This is a genomic window from Actinoplanes sp. NPDC048796 (assembly GCF_040650035.1).
Lineage (GTDB): Bacteria > Actinomycetota > Actinomycetes > Mycobacteriales > Micromonosporaceae > Actinoplanes.
In genome coordinates, this window is sequence record NZ_JBEZGO010000005.1 from 267,539 (window position 1) to 283,026 (window position 15,488).

At 69.0% G+C, this 15,488-nt stretch carries 8 protein-coding genes; 1 reads left to right on the top strand and 7 read right to left on the bottom strand.

Annotated features, from left to right (window positions below; translation table 11 throughout):
- Nucleotides 1-9 precede the first annotated feature (9 nt).
- The gene (locus tag AB0C26_RS22910; RefSeq protein ID WP_360250786.1) at nucleotides 10-660 is read left to right on the top strand and encodes a pentapeptide repeat-containing protein; all 651 of its coding nucleotides are present in this window, start codon (nucleotides 10-12) and stop codon (nucleotides 658-660) included.
- Here AB0C26_RS22910 and AB0C26_RS22915 read toward each other — a convergent pair.
- The 7 genes from AB0C26_RS22915 to AB0C26_RS22945 all read right to left on the bottom strand — a co-directional run bounded on the left by AB0C26_RS22915 (nucleotide 650) and on the right by AB0C26_RS22945 (nucleotide 15,480).
- On the bottom strand, nucleotides 650-1,183 hold the full coding sequence (locus tag AB0C26_RS22915) for a DUF1269 domain-containing protein (protein WP_360250789.1): 534 nt from the start codon (nucleotides 1,181-1,183) through the stop codon (nucleotides 650-652). The genes AB0C26_RS22910 and AB0C26_RS22915 overlap by 11 nt on opposite strands.
- A gap of 125 nt (nucleotides 1,184-1,308) precedes the next feature.
- On the bottom strand, nucleotides 1,309-2,940 hold the full coding sequence (locus AB0C26_RS22920) for an RICIN domain-containing protein (protein ID WP_360250792.1): 1,632 nt from the start codon (nucleotides 2,938-2,940) through the stop codon (nucleotides 1,309-1,311).
- 243 nt (nucleotides 2,941-3,183) lie between these two features.
- On the bottom strand, nucleotides 3,184-3,576 hold the full coding sequence (locus tag AB0C26_RS22925) for a hypothetical protein (protein WP_360250795.1): 393 nt from the start codon (nucleotides 3,574-3,576) through the stop codon (nucleotides 3,184-3,186).
- A gap of 27 nt (nucleotides 3,577-3,603) precedes the next feature.
- Entirely contained in the window at nucleotides 3,604-13,569 is a 9,966-nt protein-coding gene (locus tag AB0C26_RS22930; RefSeq protein ID WP_360250798.1) for an RHS repeat-associated core domain-containing protein, read from the bottom strand.
- Nucleotides 13,570-13,946: 377 nt separating this feature from the next.
- Nucleotides 13,947-14,414: a ribonuclease E activity regulator RraA gene (gene rraA, locus AB0C26_RS22935; protein ID WP_360250801.1), complete on the bottom strand. Its 468-nt coding sequence runs from the start codon at nucleotides 14,412-14,414 to the stop codon at nucleotides 13,947-13,949.
- Complete coding sequence (locus AB0C26_RS22940; RefSeq protein WP_360250804.1) at nucleotides 14,398-14,604, bottom strand: hypothetical protein; 207 nt, start codon at nucleotides 14,602-14,604, stop codon at nucleotides 14,398-14,400. Before AB0C26_RS22940 ends, rraA begins: the two co-directional genes overlap by 17 nt.
- Before the next feature lie 69 nt (nucleotides 14,605-14,673).
- A complete protein-coding gene (locus tag AB0C26_RS22945) occupies nucleotides 14,674-15,480 on the bottom strand; it encodes an SAM-dependent methyltransferase (RefSeq protein ID WP_360250807.1) in 807 nt (268 codons plus the stop codon).
- Nucleotides 15,481-15,488 lie beyond the last annotated feature (8 nt).

A 15,488-nucleotide genomic window follows, 5' to 3' on the forward strand; every position in this document is an offset into this window, starting at 1 on the left:
ATGCGGGGCATGCCGGTGATTCACGACCTCAGTTCCCTGCCGTACGCGGCCTACCTGCGGCCGCTGGACGAGGAGCTCGGCCACGACGGCGACCACAGCGAGATCCACCTGGACGCCGTCGAGCTGAACGAGGTCGCGGCCGCCGGCTCCCGCTTCTCGGAGAGCGCGATGACCGCGGTCACCTTCACCGGCGGCACCTACGACCAGGTGCGCCTGGACGACGTGTGGCTGTCCCGGTGCCGCTGGATCGGCGGGACCTGGGGAGAGGCCCAGCTGCTCGACACCACGATCCTGGACAGTGCCATCGCCGGCGTCCAGGCCTACGGCTCCCAGTGGCGCCGGGTGACCGTCCAGGGCGGCAAAATCGACAGCCTGAACCTGCGCGGCGCCCGGCTCCAGGACGTCGAGTTCCGCGACTGCGACCTGTCGGAGGTCGACTTCGGCGGCGCCACCCTGATCAACGTGACGTTCCCGGGCTCGGCCGTCCGCCGGGCCCGGTTCGACAAGGTGACCGTGAAGAAGCTCGACTTCCGCGGCGCCCGGGAACTCGACGTGGCCCAGGGCTGGGACGCCCTGCGCGGCGCCGTCATCGACCACGACCAGCTGGCCGAGGCCGCCCCCGCGCTGGCCCAGGTCCTGGGCATCGTCGTCAGGGGTTAGCGGCCGCCTTGGCGTCCTGCTCGATCTCGGCGGTGTCGGCCTTGAGCTGCCGGGACTCGACCTTCTCGGCGTTCTTCAGGGCCCGCTCCACCTTGGCGCCCATGTCCGAGACGGCCACGACCACGAGACCGGCCTGGCCCTCGTCGAGGTGTTCGCCGAGTTCCTTCAGGTCGGACCGGCTCATCCCGGCCGCCGCGTGCCCGGCCAGCGCCCCCAGCACGGCCCCGCCACCGGTGGTGGCGGCCAGCAGCCCGCCCCCGATCGCCGCGAACGGGAAGAGCGCCACGACGAGCCCGGTCGCCAGCCCGAGCCCGCCGCCCAGCACCCCGCCGACCCGCGTCGGCGTCTCATGCCGCTTCACGATCTTCGACTTGCCGTCGGCCCGCCGCTCGATGACCGCCGCGTCGTACGCGTCGATCAGATCGGCCTCCCGGTGCAGCTGTTTGACCACGGCGTAGTCCGCCTCGGCCTGCGCCACCGTGGGATATACACCGACGTACACCATGAACGTATCGACGGCCATCGCCTTCTCCTTCCGGGGTGGTCCCGCCCTAGACGGTGGCGGGACGGCCCCCGGAAATCCTCATCCGCCCGGGATGACGTCAGGGGACGTCACCGGCGGCTGGCCGGCGACGTCCCCCTCGGCTTTCAGTCCACCGGCGCCTTCGGGAGGCGGTGCTCGGTGAACGCCGGCCCCGCGCCGGAGGCGGCGCGGGCCGCGACCCGGCCGGTCGAGATGCCGTCGGCCAGCACCATGTACGGCTGGTTGTTGGCGTCCCGGGCGGCGTAGCCCCACGTGGTGCCGGCGCTGTTCTTGAAGGTCACGATCGTCGGGTCGACGGCCAGCGGGGTCGACGACGCGAGCTGCCAACTGCCCCAGGTGTCACTGCCCACGGCGGTCTCGGCCAGCGCCGACACGGTGCCGTCGGTGGTACGCACCACGATGACCATGCGGCTCGACTTCGGGTCCAGCACGATCGCCGGCGATCCGGCCGCGGCCACGTCCGGCAAGGCGTTCCACTCGGCCTCGAACGTGCCGTCGGCCTTCTGCACCTTGGTCACGAGCGTGCCGTCGGCCGTGCGCATGACGATCCGGTCGCGGTAGCCGGGAAGCACCAGGACCGCCGGGGTGCCGGTCAGCCCGGACCCGCCGAGGCTGGTCCAGTCGCCGAGCTTGCCGTCGGCGTACAGGGCGGTCTGCAACGCGCCCGAGGTGTTCAGAGCGAAGACCCGAAGACCGGTCTGGGTCACCGCCACCGCCGGCTCACCGGCGAGGTTCGTCCCGCCGATGTACCGCCAGCCGCCGTACGGGGTGTGGGTGCCGTCCTGAACCAGATGCCACAGCTGACCGTTGACGATCTCGAAGTCGACGATCCGGCCGTCGGCCAGCCGCCCGGCGATCGGCTGCGACGGGGCGGTGCCACCGACGTCCTGCCCGTCGTAGAAGCTGTCCTTGTCCTTGGCCGTCTGCGTGCTGATGAACAGGTCACCGTCGCTGGCCTGCCGGGCCGCGACCTGCACCCGCCCGTCGGGCTGCTGGGTGATCGTCGGGTGGTTGGTGAACAGCTTCAGGCTCGACGTCGTGGTCCAGGTGAGCCCGTTGAAGTTGTCCGGGTCGGCCTGGTAGCCACGGACGAGCAGACCCCGGTTGTTGACATAGCTGTAGACCAGCGCCCCGACCACATTGGCGGTCCCGGCCTGGGCCACAGCCACGGGCGTGTTCTGAACGACGGGAAGGTCCGCCGCCAGCGACGCCGTAACGGCCGGCGGGAACGAGAACTGGTCGTTCAGCGCCGTCGGCCCCTGGCAGTTGTAGAGCACCACGGGCGTCTTGGGGTCGGTCAGCCCGGTCTTGACGTTCAGGCACTTACCACTCTGCACGGACACGATGTGATACGTGGTCTTGCCGTCGACCGGCTCGAAACGCCACAGGTTGTTGGTGGCGGTCGCGCTGCACGTGTACTGGTGGATCGGCGTGTTGAGGTCGGTGGCGCCCTTGTAGACGTTCAGGCACTTGTTGTCATAGACCACAACGATCTGGAACGTGCCACCGGACTGCGGAACCACCCGCATCGGGCTCTTCGCATCGGAACACGAGTACTGCCCAATCTCGGCGTCGTTGTCCGTCACCCCACCCAGCACGTTCAGGCACAGGTTGGAGTGCGCCGCCTTGATAGTAGTCCCCACCGCAGGCGTAACAGCCGCCTGCGCGACCTGCGGCACGACGCCGACGGTCGCCGCCGTGGCGACCACCGCCACGGCGACAGCTCGGAGCGCCACGAACAGGCGTCCGCGTTTCGTACTTGACACTGCTTTCCTCTCACGAACATGAAGGGGACGCCATGGGGTGACATCCCCGTACATCGGCCGAATCCTCAGTCGGCCGAGGGTCTCGAAAGGTGGTGCTCGGTGAAGCCGGGGCTGCCTTCGCTGCCGCCGATTTGGCGGCCTGGGTCAGCGTCGGCATGTCCACCGTTACGACGAACGGCCGACAACACTCGACCAGCAGCCGAAAGCGATAGTCTATTCGTCTTTCACTCGATCGAAGCCGAATAGGTACCTGTTCTTCTCTTTGTCAAAACCTTCGACTATCTCGCGCCGCGGTAGCCCGAGCTCCTGCTCAGCCCATCGAATTACTGCAACCTCGAGTCCTTCGGCTTGGAAATCGGCCTCATTGTAGGAGATGTCTTCGATCGTCACCAGAGCCTTTGCACCACCCAGCGCTTGAACGATCTCATCCCCAACGGCCGACAATCCTCTTCTGACGTGTCTTTTCAGATTCTCCGGGAGTGATTCCGTCGCGCCCGCGAAGCGAACATCAACGAAACCGTTCCCGCCCTGAGTCGAGGCACGCCCCGCTTGAGGCACGACGCTTGCGGTTATTGAAATCCTGATACCCCAGGCTGACTTGATCAAGCGATAGAGATACGTGCTTGACACGGGCTAGCCTCCGAAGTCCAGAAGATGGAACACCTTGGATGAGAAGTAGTGTTCCGTCCCACGCGCCGTAGGCCGGGAAATGTAGTCTAGTCCGTGCCCTGCATCGCCGTCCCAGAGCAAGCTGTTCTGTTCCATAAATGCGGTTGCTTCGTCGTCTGACATCGACCCAAGATGCGCCTGCTTCAAACCCGCGAGATCATCATTTTTGACCGAGAAGGAAAGAATGCTGGCTCCGGGCTTGTTAGCTGCATACGCTTCAGCTTCCGCGCGCGATCCCCAGGAATATACTCCGGGCCCAAAATGGGCACGATCCGGTTCCGTCGGGAACGGCTTGCCACCGTTAGTGGTCAGGCGGGCAGCGTCTTCTGGACTTTGGACAGTGTGAAACTCCGTTGTTCCGCAATTGTGTACCAGCACCGGCGTTGTGCCGGCCAACACGTAATACGTGTGAAGACCGTCGACCGTGAGGTTGTGGACCTCCTTGTGTTCGGCCTTCCATGCCTTCGTCGCCGTTACCTGGACGTAGGTGCCGGCGCCCGTTTGGAGCAGGGTGCCCGGCTTGAGGTCGGCCGCGTTGACCCACTGGTGCAGGTCGGCGGCCCAGAACGGGTGGCCGTCGGTGGCGTCGATGGTGGCCGTCTTGGAGCCCTTCGAGCCGTCCACGTCGACGGTCAGGGTCACCATGTTCTTCACGCCGACGCCTGTGATCAGGGCGGTGACCGCGCGGACAGCCGTCTTGCCGGTGGTGGGGTCGGTGGCGACGACCTTGTCGCCGATCCGCACGTCCTCGATCCGCTTTGTCTTGCCGTTCGCCATCAGGACCGCTGTTCCCGCGGCGAAGCTGTTGCAGCTTTCGCCCCGGGCCGAGGAGCGGGCACTGGCGCCGGTCGTCTCCACCGCCTCACGGCTGGCGGAGCCGGCCGAGCGGTTGGCCAGGGCCTTGCCGACCACGCCGCCGATCTGGCGGTCGCCCAGGGAGCGCAGGCCGCTGGTCAGCGCCGCGCCGCCCGTCTTGACGGCGCCGCTCAGGCCATTCTGGATGGCGCCTCGGACCGCACCGGTCACGGCGGAGCCGCCGATCTCGGACAGGGGGCCCAGGACCGCGCCGATCGCGGCGCCCTTCAGGGCGTCGGCGGCCATCTCCTTCCAGCCCTTGCCGCCGTCGACCAGGTCGGTGACCAGGGAGCCGACCGCGCCCGCGGCGCCGGCGCAGGCCACCGCGCCGATGCCGGTGATGCCGATGGCCACGCCGCAGCCGATGCCGACCACCGCGCCGGCCAGGCCGCCGATGATTTCGCCCTTGTGGTCGACGATCCAGTCGCCGGCGTTGGACAGGCCGGAGATCGTCGCGTCGGCCGCCGTGTGGTAGAGGTCCGCGGCCGCCTGGCCGAAGTCCTGGACCACGTTGGTGAAGCTCTGCAGGACCTTCGGCAGGTGGCCGAGCGAGACCGTGATCTTCAGGCTCTTCAGCTGGCTGGTCACCATCGCGCCGATGCGCTTCAGCGACACGTGCTGCACGGCGCTCTTGATGCTCGCCTTGGCCTGCGTCATGACGTGCACGCTCGCCCGGTAGGCGGCCTGCGCCTTCTGCTTCGCCACGTTGTACGCGTGCTGCAGTGAGGGTTTGATCGTGTTGTTCCAGGTGCTGACCGCCGCCTGTTTGGCCGAGCTCAGCGCATGCGACACCTTCGTGGAGACGTAGTGGTACGCCCGCTCGATGTGCGACGCCGCCGAGACCGCCTGGTCGACCAGCCAGTTACCGGCCCGGACCGCACCGTGGTAGAGGTCCTTCGCGACCTGGACACCCCCGTGGTACAGGGACTTCGCGGTGTTGACGACCCCGTGGTAGACGGCCTTGGCGGGCTTGACGATGACCGTGTCGATCACCTTGTGGCACCAGCCGCAGGACGGCCAGTTTCCGCTCGGGTCGTTGTTCGCCATCGGGTCGCCGGCCGCGTACGTGTACTTGTTGGCCAGGATCGAGGCGCCACTGCTGTAGCTGGCGCTGTCGCGGGACGTGAACGTGCCGGTGCCGGGCTGGTACCAGCGGGCGCCCATGTCGACCTGGCCGGTGTCCGGGTCGGTCCAGTCGCCCTGGAAGCCGACGTTGGACGCGGTTCCGCTCTGCGCGACCCGGTTGCCGAACGGGTCGTACTCGGTGGAGCTGTCCAGCGAGGTGAGAGAGCCGTCGGCGTCGAAGGCGCCGACCACGTCGTCGTGTTGGTCGGAGACGGTGAGCTTGATGTTGTCGGGACTCTCGGCGACCGAGAGCAGTTCCCCGCCGGGGCCACGGCCGTACTTCTCCATGGTGTCCCCGATGGGATCGGGGCCGGTTCCGGAGTAGGTGATGAGCGCGCCGTTGCGGTTGATCATGCGGTCGAGGCCGTCGTACACGTACGTCTGGCCCTGCGAGCTGACCATCCGGTCGAAGGCGTCGAACGAATACTGGTCGGTCAGGCCGGAGCTGGTCCGCGAGGCGAGGGTGCCGCGCGGCGTGTAGGTGTACGTGTAGTCGCCGTCGCTGAGCAGGCGGTTGCGCTCGTCGTACGTCGCGGTCTTGGCGCCGGCCCTGACGCGGTTGCCGGAGTCGTCCCAGGCGTACGCCACCGTGCCGGCGCTCGACGTCCACGAGGTGAGCCGGTCGGCGTCGTCGTAGCCGTAGGTGTTGCTGCCGGCCCCGGCCGTGCCGGTGGTGTCCTTGCCGATCACCCGGTCGGCCAGGTCGTATTTGTAGGTGATGGAGGAGACGGCGCTGCCGTCGCTGTTCTTGAGGGTGTCGGTGGTGAGCCGGTCGAGATCGTCGTACCCGAACTTCCGGACCCGCCCGGCGCCGTAGTCCACGCCCGACAGCGCGCCCGCGGCGTCGTACGACATCGTCTGCGGCACGCCGGAGACGCCGTCCCGGACGGTGGTGATGCGGCCCTTCTGATATCCGAAGGTGGCCGTGCCCGCGGCGTCGGTGCGGCTGGTGAGCTGGCCCTCGTCGTCGTAGGTGTACGAGGCCTTGCCCGACACCCCGTCGACCGAGAGCAGGTCGCCCCGGTCGTCGTAGCCGAAGGTGTTGGCCGAGCCGCCGGCCCCGGTGGTGACGGCGGTGGTGCGGCCCTCCGCGTCGTAGCTGTAGCCGCGGCTCACCGCGGCCGTCCCGCCGCCGCTGCCCTGTTCGGCGGTCAGCCGTCCGGCCGCGTCGTAGGAGCGGCTACGGACGACCCCGCCCGGAGCGGTCAGCGTGGTCGGGTCGCCGTTGAGGTCGTAGGCGACGGTCCAGGTGCGGTCGCTCGCCGCGGGCTGGGCCGTGGTGGCGGGCTCGACGACGCTCTCGGGCAGGCCGAGGCTGTTCGTCGTGTAGTACGTGGCCAGTCCGCGCCCGTCGGTGTAGCGCGTGCGGTTGCCGGCCGCGTCGTATCCCCAGCTGGTGGTGATCGTCGCGGTGGCGCTCTTCGGCTCGACCTGCCGGATCAGCTGGCCGAGGTTGTCGTAGGCGAAGGTGGTGGTCTTCTTCAGGGCATCGGTACGGCTGGTGACGTTGCCGCTCTCGTCGTAGCCGAACGTCTCCCGGCGCAGCTCGTTCCCGTCCGGGCCGAGGTTGATCTGCGCGACCATCGAGCCGAACGCGTTGTAGTCGAGCCGGGTGGTGCGGCCGGCGGCGTCGGTCTCGCGCACCTTGTTGCCGAAACCGTCGTAGCCGCTGGTCCTGGTCACCCCGGCCGGGTCACGGACGGTGAGCAGGTCACCGGCCTTGTCGTAGGTCATCGTGGTGACCAGCCCGGTCGGCGAGGTCACCTTCACCGCGTTGCTGGCGTCGTCGTACGTGGTGGTGGTCGTCAGCGCCCGCTCGGCCGGCTTGCGCTCGAACGTCGTCGAGGTGACCGGGCGGTCCAGGTCGTCGTAGGTGGCCTGGACCCGGATCCCGGTCGGGGTCGTGGTGGAGAGCATCTTGCCGGTACGGGTGTAGGTGTACCGCGTGACCAGCCGCTCGTCGTCGGTGGCGCCCGGCATGTCCTTCTGAGTCAGCCGGTTGAGCCGGTCGTACGTGTATTTCGTGGTGTGCTGCTTGGCGTCGGTCGACTCGATGACGTTGCCGAGCGCGTCGTACTTCGTCTTCAGGACTCCCGAGGCCGCGGTGCTGGGCGCACCCGGCGCCGTGTATCGCGGTCCCTCGACCGACACGGGCCGGCCCATCCGGTCGTACGTGGAGCGGGTGACGTTGCCGAGCTCGTCCTTGACGGCGACCGCTTCGCCGAAGGCGTTGTAGCCGGTGGTGACGGTCGGGTTCGCCGTCTGAGCCGCGTTCCCACCGCTCTCCACCGAGACGGCGGGAGCGATCGCGGCGATCTGGTCGCCGTTCTCGTCGTACTTGTAAGTGGTCGTGAAGGCCGCCGCGTCGGCGCCGGCCACGTTGCCCCGCGGATCGGTCTGGCTGAGGGTGAGACCCCGCTGGTCGTACGTGTACGAGGTGGTACGCGACGCCGTACCGTCGAGCACCTTCTCCTGGCTCAGCCGGCCCTTGGCGTCGTAGACGTTGCTCGTCACGTTCGTGGCGGTGGCGACCACGGGCCACGGCACGTTCACCGCGTTGCCCGACGTCGTCGTCCGGACCACGTTGCCGAGCAGGTCGTACCCGAACGTGGTGACCCGGTTGAGGCCGCCCGGGTCCAGGGTCGACGACTGCGTACGCCCCAGCTTGTCGATCACGTTGGTGCTGACCTGGGTGCCGTTCGCGGTCGTCTGCCGGGTCACGTTGCCGGCGGCGTCATAGGTGTACTGCTCCATGACGTAGTCGCGGGTGCTGCCGTCCGGGTCGTGGAAGTTCTTGAGCACGGCCTTGGAGAGCAGATCGTCGCCGAGGTACGTGTACTCGATGCGCCGGCCCATCGAGTCGATCTGCGCGGCCATGCGGCCGCCGTAGTCGTACGCGTAGGAGTTGACGACGATGTACCCGAGCTTCGAGTCCTGGCCCGGTCCGCCGTCGGGGTCGCCCTTCCAGTCGTACAGGCGGACCTCGGACAGCTGGTTGCGCGCGGTGTAGGCGTACTCGTAATGGTTGCCGTTGCCGTCGACCACCGAGACGCGGTTGCCGAACCGGTCCCAGCCCTCGGTCTGCTCGTCGCCCTCCGGGTTCACCGTGCGCGTCTGGTGGTTGTGCTCGTCGTACTCGACGGTGGTGACCCGGTCGGCCTCGTTCGCGTCCAGCGCGTCCTTGACCGAGGTGCGCACCACGTTGCCGTCGACGTCGTACGTCGTGGTGGTGACCGCCTGGTGACGGGTGCCGTCGACGGCGTTGACGGTGACCGGTCCGGTGACGACGGTCGGCCGGCCGACATTGTCGTACGCGAACTGGGTGACGACGCCGCTCGGATAGCTGTCCGAGATCTCCTTCTCCTGGGTCTTGCGGCCCAGGGCGTCGTACGTGGTCTGGGTCAGCATGCCCGAGGGCCACGTCACCTGGGCCAGGTCGCCGGCCGCGGTGTAGTCGTAGCGGGTGACCTTGCCGGCGGCGTCGGTCGACGTGCGGATCAGGCCGGTCGGCAGGGTGTCGGTCGCGCTGCCGAAGGCGAACTCGCTGCCGTTGGTGTACGTGGTCGCGGTGACACCGCTGTCCGGGCCGGTCTCGCTGGTGACGTCGCCGCTGGTGTTGTACGCGGTGATGGTCCGGTAGGTGTTGTCGGTCGCGCTGCTCGACCGCGGGTCGCGCACCTCGACCGGCAGGTCGTTACGGGGATCGAGCGGGTTCGCGGTGTTCGGGCTGGTGTAGGACGTGTACGTGGTCTGGCAGTCAGACGGCCCGCGACAGGTCTTACGGGAGGCGACGTTGCCCCGGCTGTCGAAGGTCATCGTGACGACGTTGCCGTTCTCGTCGATGACCTGGTTCTGCCGGCCCTGGGCGTCGTACTGGAACGACCGCACGACCGAGCCGTTGAGCGGGTGCTCGTCGAAGATCGGACCGCCGGCGTCACCGGGAATGACGGTGCAGAACCGCGGATCGCCGGGGTCGGGCGTGGTGCAGACCTCGGACGGGGTGGGCGTCGGCGTCGGCGTGGGCAGCGGCTGGTCGGCGGGCCTGGTGCTGATGCCCAGCGGGGACGCGGAGCGCAGCAGCCGGCCGGCCAGGGCGTCGTACTCGTACAGGTAGGGGTTGTCGGCCGGGTCCAGCACCTGAACCGTGCGGCGCAGGTCGGTGTCCCCGCCGTGGACGACCGGCTTGCCGATCTTCCAGGTGCCGCCGTTGCCGTCGGTGTACTCGGCGATCCGGTCGGCCACGGAGTCGTACGTCATCTCGGCCGCGGTCTTGCCGCTGGGCAGGGTGATGGCCGTCAGCTGGCCCGCCTTGGCCGCCCCGGCGCTGTAGTGCGCCTTGACGCTCTGGTCGCTGAGCGGGTGCCCGTAGACGGCGATCTCGTCGAGCCCGCCCTGGAAGAACCGCTTCGCGGTGCTGCCCCAGCTCGGCCAGGCGGTCGGCGTGGTCGCCCATCCCGCGCCGGCCTGGTTGAAGGTGAGCAGGCTCTGATCCAGGACGCCGTCGGTGGCGGCCTTCGTGCCCTTCTTCACGCCGTCCACGTACAGGGTCTGCACGTCGGCCGCGACGGAGAGCACGACGTGGTGCCACTTGCCGTCCCGCAGGTCGGCGCCGCCGTCGATCGGCTTCGGCGTGGTGGCGGTCGTCTTGAACTGGCCGCGGACATGCCCGTCGGTGCCGACGTAGAGCAGCGGAACTCCGGTCGCGGGCGTGGTGCCGAGCGCGGTGTCCTGATAGCCGAGCAGCGGGCCACCGCTCTGCACGGCCGAGACTGTGAACCACAGTTCCACGGCGGTGTCCCGGCCGCGCTTGACGACACCCTTCGGCAGTTCGGCCACCGAGGTCGTGCCGTTGAACTGAGCTGCGGTGTCGTCACCGCCGGCCAGCGCGCCCGGCTGCTCGAGGGTCACGTTGGCCAGAGTGCCGGCGTCCTTGCCCAGGTTGTTCGGGACGTCGCTGGCGGCGGCGGTGGCGCCGGCCTTCTCCCCCAGGCGCCAGTACGAATCCGGGCCGCTGTCGGTCACGCTGCTGCGGTAGTGCGAGCCATCCGCGTACGAGTAAGTGGTGCAGGCCTGGCCCTCCGGCGCGCACACCTTGGTCAGCCGGTCCCCGTCGTACGTGTACGTCCAGGTCAGGGCGGAGCCGTTCACCGGGTCGGTGGCGACGCTCTGCACGTGCGTCCCGGCGGTGTTCCAGGTGAGCGTGAGCGCCCGCAGGGCCTTGGTGGCGCTGGGCGCCCGCTTCGTCTGCAGCTTGGTCAGGCGGCCGGTCTGCGAGTCGTAGACGAACTCCAGCACCCGGGAGTACTTGTCGGTGATCGAGGCGATCCGGCCGTCGCCGCCGCGGAAGGTGTAGGTCGTGTTCGCCTGGTCCTTCAGGACGTACGTGCTGGACGCGATCGACAGCTGGCCGGTACGGCCGAGCGGGGCCGCGAACGTGCCGTCACTGTTACGGCCGTAGCGGACCTGCTGCCCGTCGGGGTACGTGATCAGCGCGTTGCCGGACCCGTCGGCGTCCAGGGCCACCCGCATGTCCAGTTCGGACATCCAGCCCGCGCCGAAGGCGAGGTCGGCCCGCGGGTCCAGGCTGTTGTAGGTGCGCAGGATGCTCAGGTCGGGGCCGGCCGACGCCTCGGTGGCGTCCACCGCGCTGGTGCTGTAGTTGCCCAGGTCCGGGTCGAAGTCCTTGTCACCCGAGCCGTACGGCGCGTTCGCGACCCGCGACGTGATCTCCGGCTGCGGTACGACGGTGGTCAGCGTGGCGTAGTCGCCGGCGACCTCGGTGGTGTTGTCCTTGACGAACGCCCGCCAGACGTACGGCTTGCTCCAGGCCAGCTTGCCGGCCGGAACGGTGAAGGACTGCTTGGTCTGGTACGCGGTCTGGGTGCACCCGGTCGGGTTGGCCGACGCGTCCACCGCGCAGTACTCGAACTTGTACTGCAGCGTCTGCTTCGGAGGCGCGTCGAGGTCCACGCCCTGCGCCCACAGCTGCGGCGTCAGGTTGGGCGACTCGTAGCCGTTCGGCGGGTAGACCCCGCCCAGCGCCGGCGGGATGTTACGAACCTCGAGCGCGATCCGCGCCGGTGGCACCAGCTCGTCGGTGAAGACCCGCCCCGAGGTGGTCGCCATGCTGAAGTCGAGGATGTACGAGCCGATCGGCAGCGCCTTGATGGTCGCGTCCAGCGTCGTGGAGGAGCCCCGCGCGACAGTGCCCGGCAGCGTGGCGGCCACGTACTGGCCGATCTTGGCCTGGGTCTTCGCGTTGTAGAGCCGGTACACGAGCTGGAAGCCACTGGGCGTCCAGTCCATCGCGCTCTTGTTGGTCACCGTGACCTTGACCTTGCCGGCCTGGTTCTGCAGAACCGCCGGCTTCGGCGTCGGGCTCGGTACGGAGTACTTCGCGTTGTACGGGGTGTGGGTGACGTACAGGGTCGGCGGGTTCGCGCTCCCCGTACCGGCGATGGTCTTCCAGGCGCTCTCGTCGCTGACCGCCGCGCGGAACGAGATGCCGTTGTTGGCCTTGCCGTCGACCCAGCCCTGCACCAGGTCGCGGCCCTTCGTGCCCAGGTCGAGCACGGTGCCGGTGACCGGACAGGCCGAGCTGGACTGTCCGAGGCCGACGTAGCCCTGAGCGAACGAGGCGGAGGCGAGGGCGCCGCCGACCGACGGGCCCGGGTAGCTGGTGTGGTCGTTCGCGGTCCACGACCCGGTCACCGGGTAGACGCCGAGGGCGCGGGGCTTGCAGGACGGCGCGTCGAACGCGGCGAAGCTGAGCTGCGCGCTGAAGATGGTCTCGTGGGCGAGCGACGAGGCAAGCCCGCCGAACTTGACGTACGAGGCGGAGTTGACTCCGTTCTTGCGGCCGACGGACAGATCGCCGCCGCCGTGCGAGGTGCCGCCCTGGACTATGAGGCTCTCGGTGACGGAGCCGTTGCCGAGCACCGGCGGATCGAGCCGTACCGGAAACGCCCGGCCGGCGGCGCGCAGCCACGCCGCGTCGGCGTCGACGGCCAGCGCGGGACGGCCGTCGCGGCTGGTCAGCCGGTAGGAGACACCGCTGGAGACCGCGCCCTCGGCGTCGACCAGATATCCGGCCGGGATGGTGGCCACGGTGGTCTTCTTGGCGTCGCGCAGCAGAACCTGGCCGTTCTCGACCGCCGCGGTCAGACCTGACAGCTGGAGCGGGAAAACGAAGCCGGTGGGGGCGTCCGCCGAACCGAGAACGAGAGTTTCCTTGACGCCGCCGGGCTGGGCACGGAGTTCGACGTCGACATCGGGCCAGACGCCCGGATAGGTGGCGGTGTCACCGGCAACCTTGCCGGCGACGGCGGCGGCACCGGCCGCGCCGTAGGCGAGGACCCCGCCACCGGGGAAGGTCACCCGCACGAGCTCGGAAGCGTCGGCGCGGGCGGCCAGTTTCAGATCGACCGAGTCGGCGCCGCGCCGCCATCCCCCATCGGGATCCGCGGTCAGCTTCGAGTCGATCGGCGCCCAGCTGCCGTCGGGCTTGCGGTAGTTCAGGGGAGCCGCGGAGAACTCGGTCGTCTCGGTGCCGTCCGGATTGCGGTACGCCCGTTCATGAGGCCCCCGGCGTGTGGCTATCTCCGGCCCGGCGCCCGGCCCGAACCGTTTCGCCTGCCCCTGAGGCGCGGTCATCACGCGGGCGGCGTTGGCCGGGAGCGTAGGCGCCTTGACCGGCGGGTACTTCGAACGCTCCGACGTGGGCCGCACGGTGTTGCGGCGCCCGGCGACCACCGGGTCGAGCCCCGCGGCGTCGCCCCAGCGCTGCTCCGGGGCCTTGTCGGAGCCGGCGGGCGTCTCCACTGCCACGAGTCGCGGGTGGAGCTGGACGGCGGTCGTGCCCTGCTCCCCCGCCCACGCGCCGATGAGCAGCACCAGGAACGCGGCGAAGGCCAGCCGTCCCTTGTGGAAGAGCTGCCGTTTCGCGCGCACACGCCTGTTCCGACGGCCAGACACTGAGAAACCCCCGCATGCCGCCTGAGCGACGCTTGTCCATGATTCGATCCGAGCGACGAGACGGTAGGCGCTGACCAACAAGCTGATCAACCAACGAAGCGGGAAATTACCGACCGTTGCGCAGCTCCGGGGTTAATCCGGTCACCCGGCACGCTTCCGCCACAGTCCTGAACTGGGCCGACATCCCACCCGAAACACCGAGTACAGAGCCTTGTTATATATCTCACAGTCACTCACAGCACACGTTTAGTAGTCGCATATGAGCCACCGATCAGCGCGGTTCCGCCGTGAGCACTCAACCAACGAGCCCGTGGGTGAACCGTCTCAAATACGCACTTAGCCCCTGGCGGCGTTCACGGGTGGAGGACCACGATGCCGTCCTCGTCGGAGACGACCTCGGCGCCGGGGTGGAAGTCGCAGCCGCCGATGCGCAGGGGAACGTCGCGGTCGCCGGCGCCGGTCTTGGCGCTCTTGCGGGGATTGGAGCCGAGGGCCTTGATGCCCAGCGGGAGGACGCGGAGCTCGGCCACGTCGCGGACGGCGCCGTTGATGACCACGCCGGACCAGCCGTTCGCGACCGCCAGGCCGGCGATGACGTCGCCCATGAGGGCCCGGTGCAGGGAGCCGCCGCCGTCCACCACCAGGACGCGGCCGGCGCCCGGCTCGCTCAGCACCGACTTGAGCAGGGCGTTGTCCTCGAAGCAGCGGACGGTCACCGCCGTGCCCCGGAAGGTGGCGTGTGCCCCGTACTGAAGGAATTGGGTGTCGCACGAGCCGATGCTGTCGCCGTGGTCGTCGATGAGGTCAGCCGTCTTCGTCATGAGGTCCTCTCAGGAACGCTTCGATCACCGGGGTGAGGTCGGCCGCGAACTCGTCGAAGAAGCCGTGCCGGCCGCGGTCCTGGAGGTGCAGGGTGGCCGTGGCGAGACGCCGCCGGATGTCGTTCGAAAGTGACGACCCGGAAGTGGGGCTCGAAGCGCTCGCGGAGGCCCGTCCACCAGTCGTGCGCATTCGCCTGCCCGGACAGCAGGAGCAGGGTCGGACCCTGGCCGCTCTCCTGAACGGCCAGGGGGAACTCGCTCAGGGCTTGCGGCCCACGGCGGTCCAGACGTTGATGTCGGAACGCTCGGGGATCTCGGCGCCCGGCGCGGGGCGCCACTCGCTGGCCGGGACGACGCCCGGGTCGACGAGCTCGAGGCCGTCGAACAGGGCCGTGAACTCGTCTTTCGGGCGGGTCCAGACGTCGGACTTGCCGGACTCCACCAGCTGACGATAGAGCGCCTGCTGCTCCGGCGTGCCGAAATCGGAGGTGGCGTGGGTGGCGACCAGGTAGCTGCCGGACGGCAGGGCGTCGAGCAGCCGGCTCACGATCGGCTTGGCCGCGCCGTCGCCGTGGATGAAGTGCAGGACGGCGATCAGCATGAGGCCGACCGGCTGCTTCAGGTCGAGAGTCTCGGCCAGCGCCGGGTCGGCCAGGATGCGCTCGGGGTCGTTCAGATCGGCTTCGATGTACGCCGTCCGGCCCTCCGGGCTGCTGTTGAGCAGAGCCCGGGCGTGCACCATCACGAGCGGGTCGTTGTCGACGTACACGATCCGCGACGTGGGCGCGTGGCGCTGGGCCACCTCGTGGGTGTTGTCGGCGGTGGGCAGGCCGGTGCCGATGTCGAGGAACTGCCGGACGCCGGCCTCCTCGGCCAGGAACCGCGTGGCGCGCTGAAGCATCGCGCGGTTGGCGAGGGCGCCGAGGCGCACCTTGGGGAAGAGGCGTTCGAGTTCGTCGCCCGAGGCGCGGTCGGCGGCGAAGTTGTCCTTGCCGCCGAGCCAGTAGTTGTAGCGCCGGGCGGGGTGGGCGACGTTGGGGTCGATGCCGGAGGCGACGGGATCCACAGGGGAAC

Bases quoted from the DNA above. Each gene is read 5' to 3' on its own strand.
- AB0C26_RS22940 (WP_360250804.1), bottom strand. From the start codon at position 14,604: ATGCGCACGACTGGTGGACGGGCCTCCGCGAGCGCTTCGAGCCCCACT.
- rraA (WP_360250801.1), bottom strand. From the start codon at position 14,414: ATGACGAAGACGGCTGACCTCATCGACGACCACGGCGACAGCATCGGC.
- AB0C26_RS22910 (WP_360250786.1), top strand. From the start codon at position 10: ATGCCGGTGATTCACGACCTCAGTTCCCTGCCGTACGCGGCCTACCTG.
- AB0C26_RS22915 (WP_360250789.1), bottom strand. From the start codon at position 1,183: ATGGCCGTCGATACGTTCATGGTGTACGTCGGTGTATATCCCACGGTG.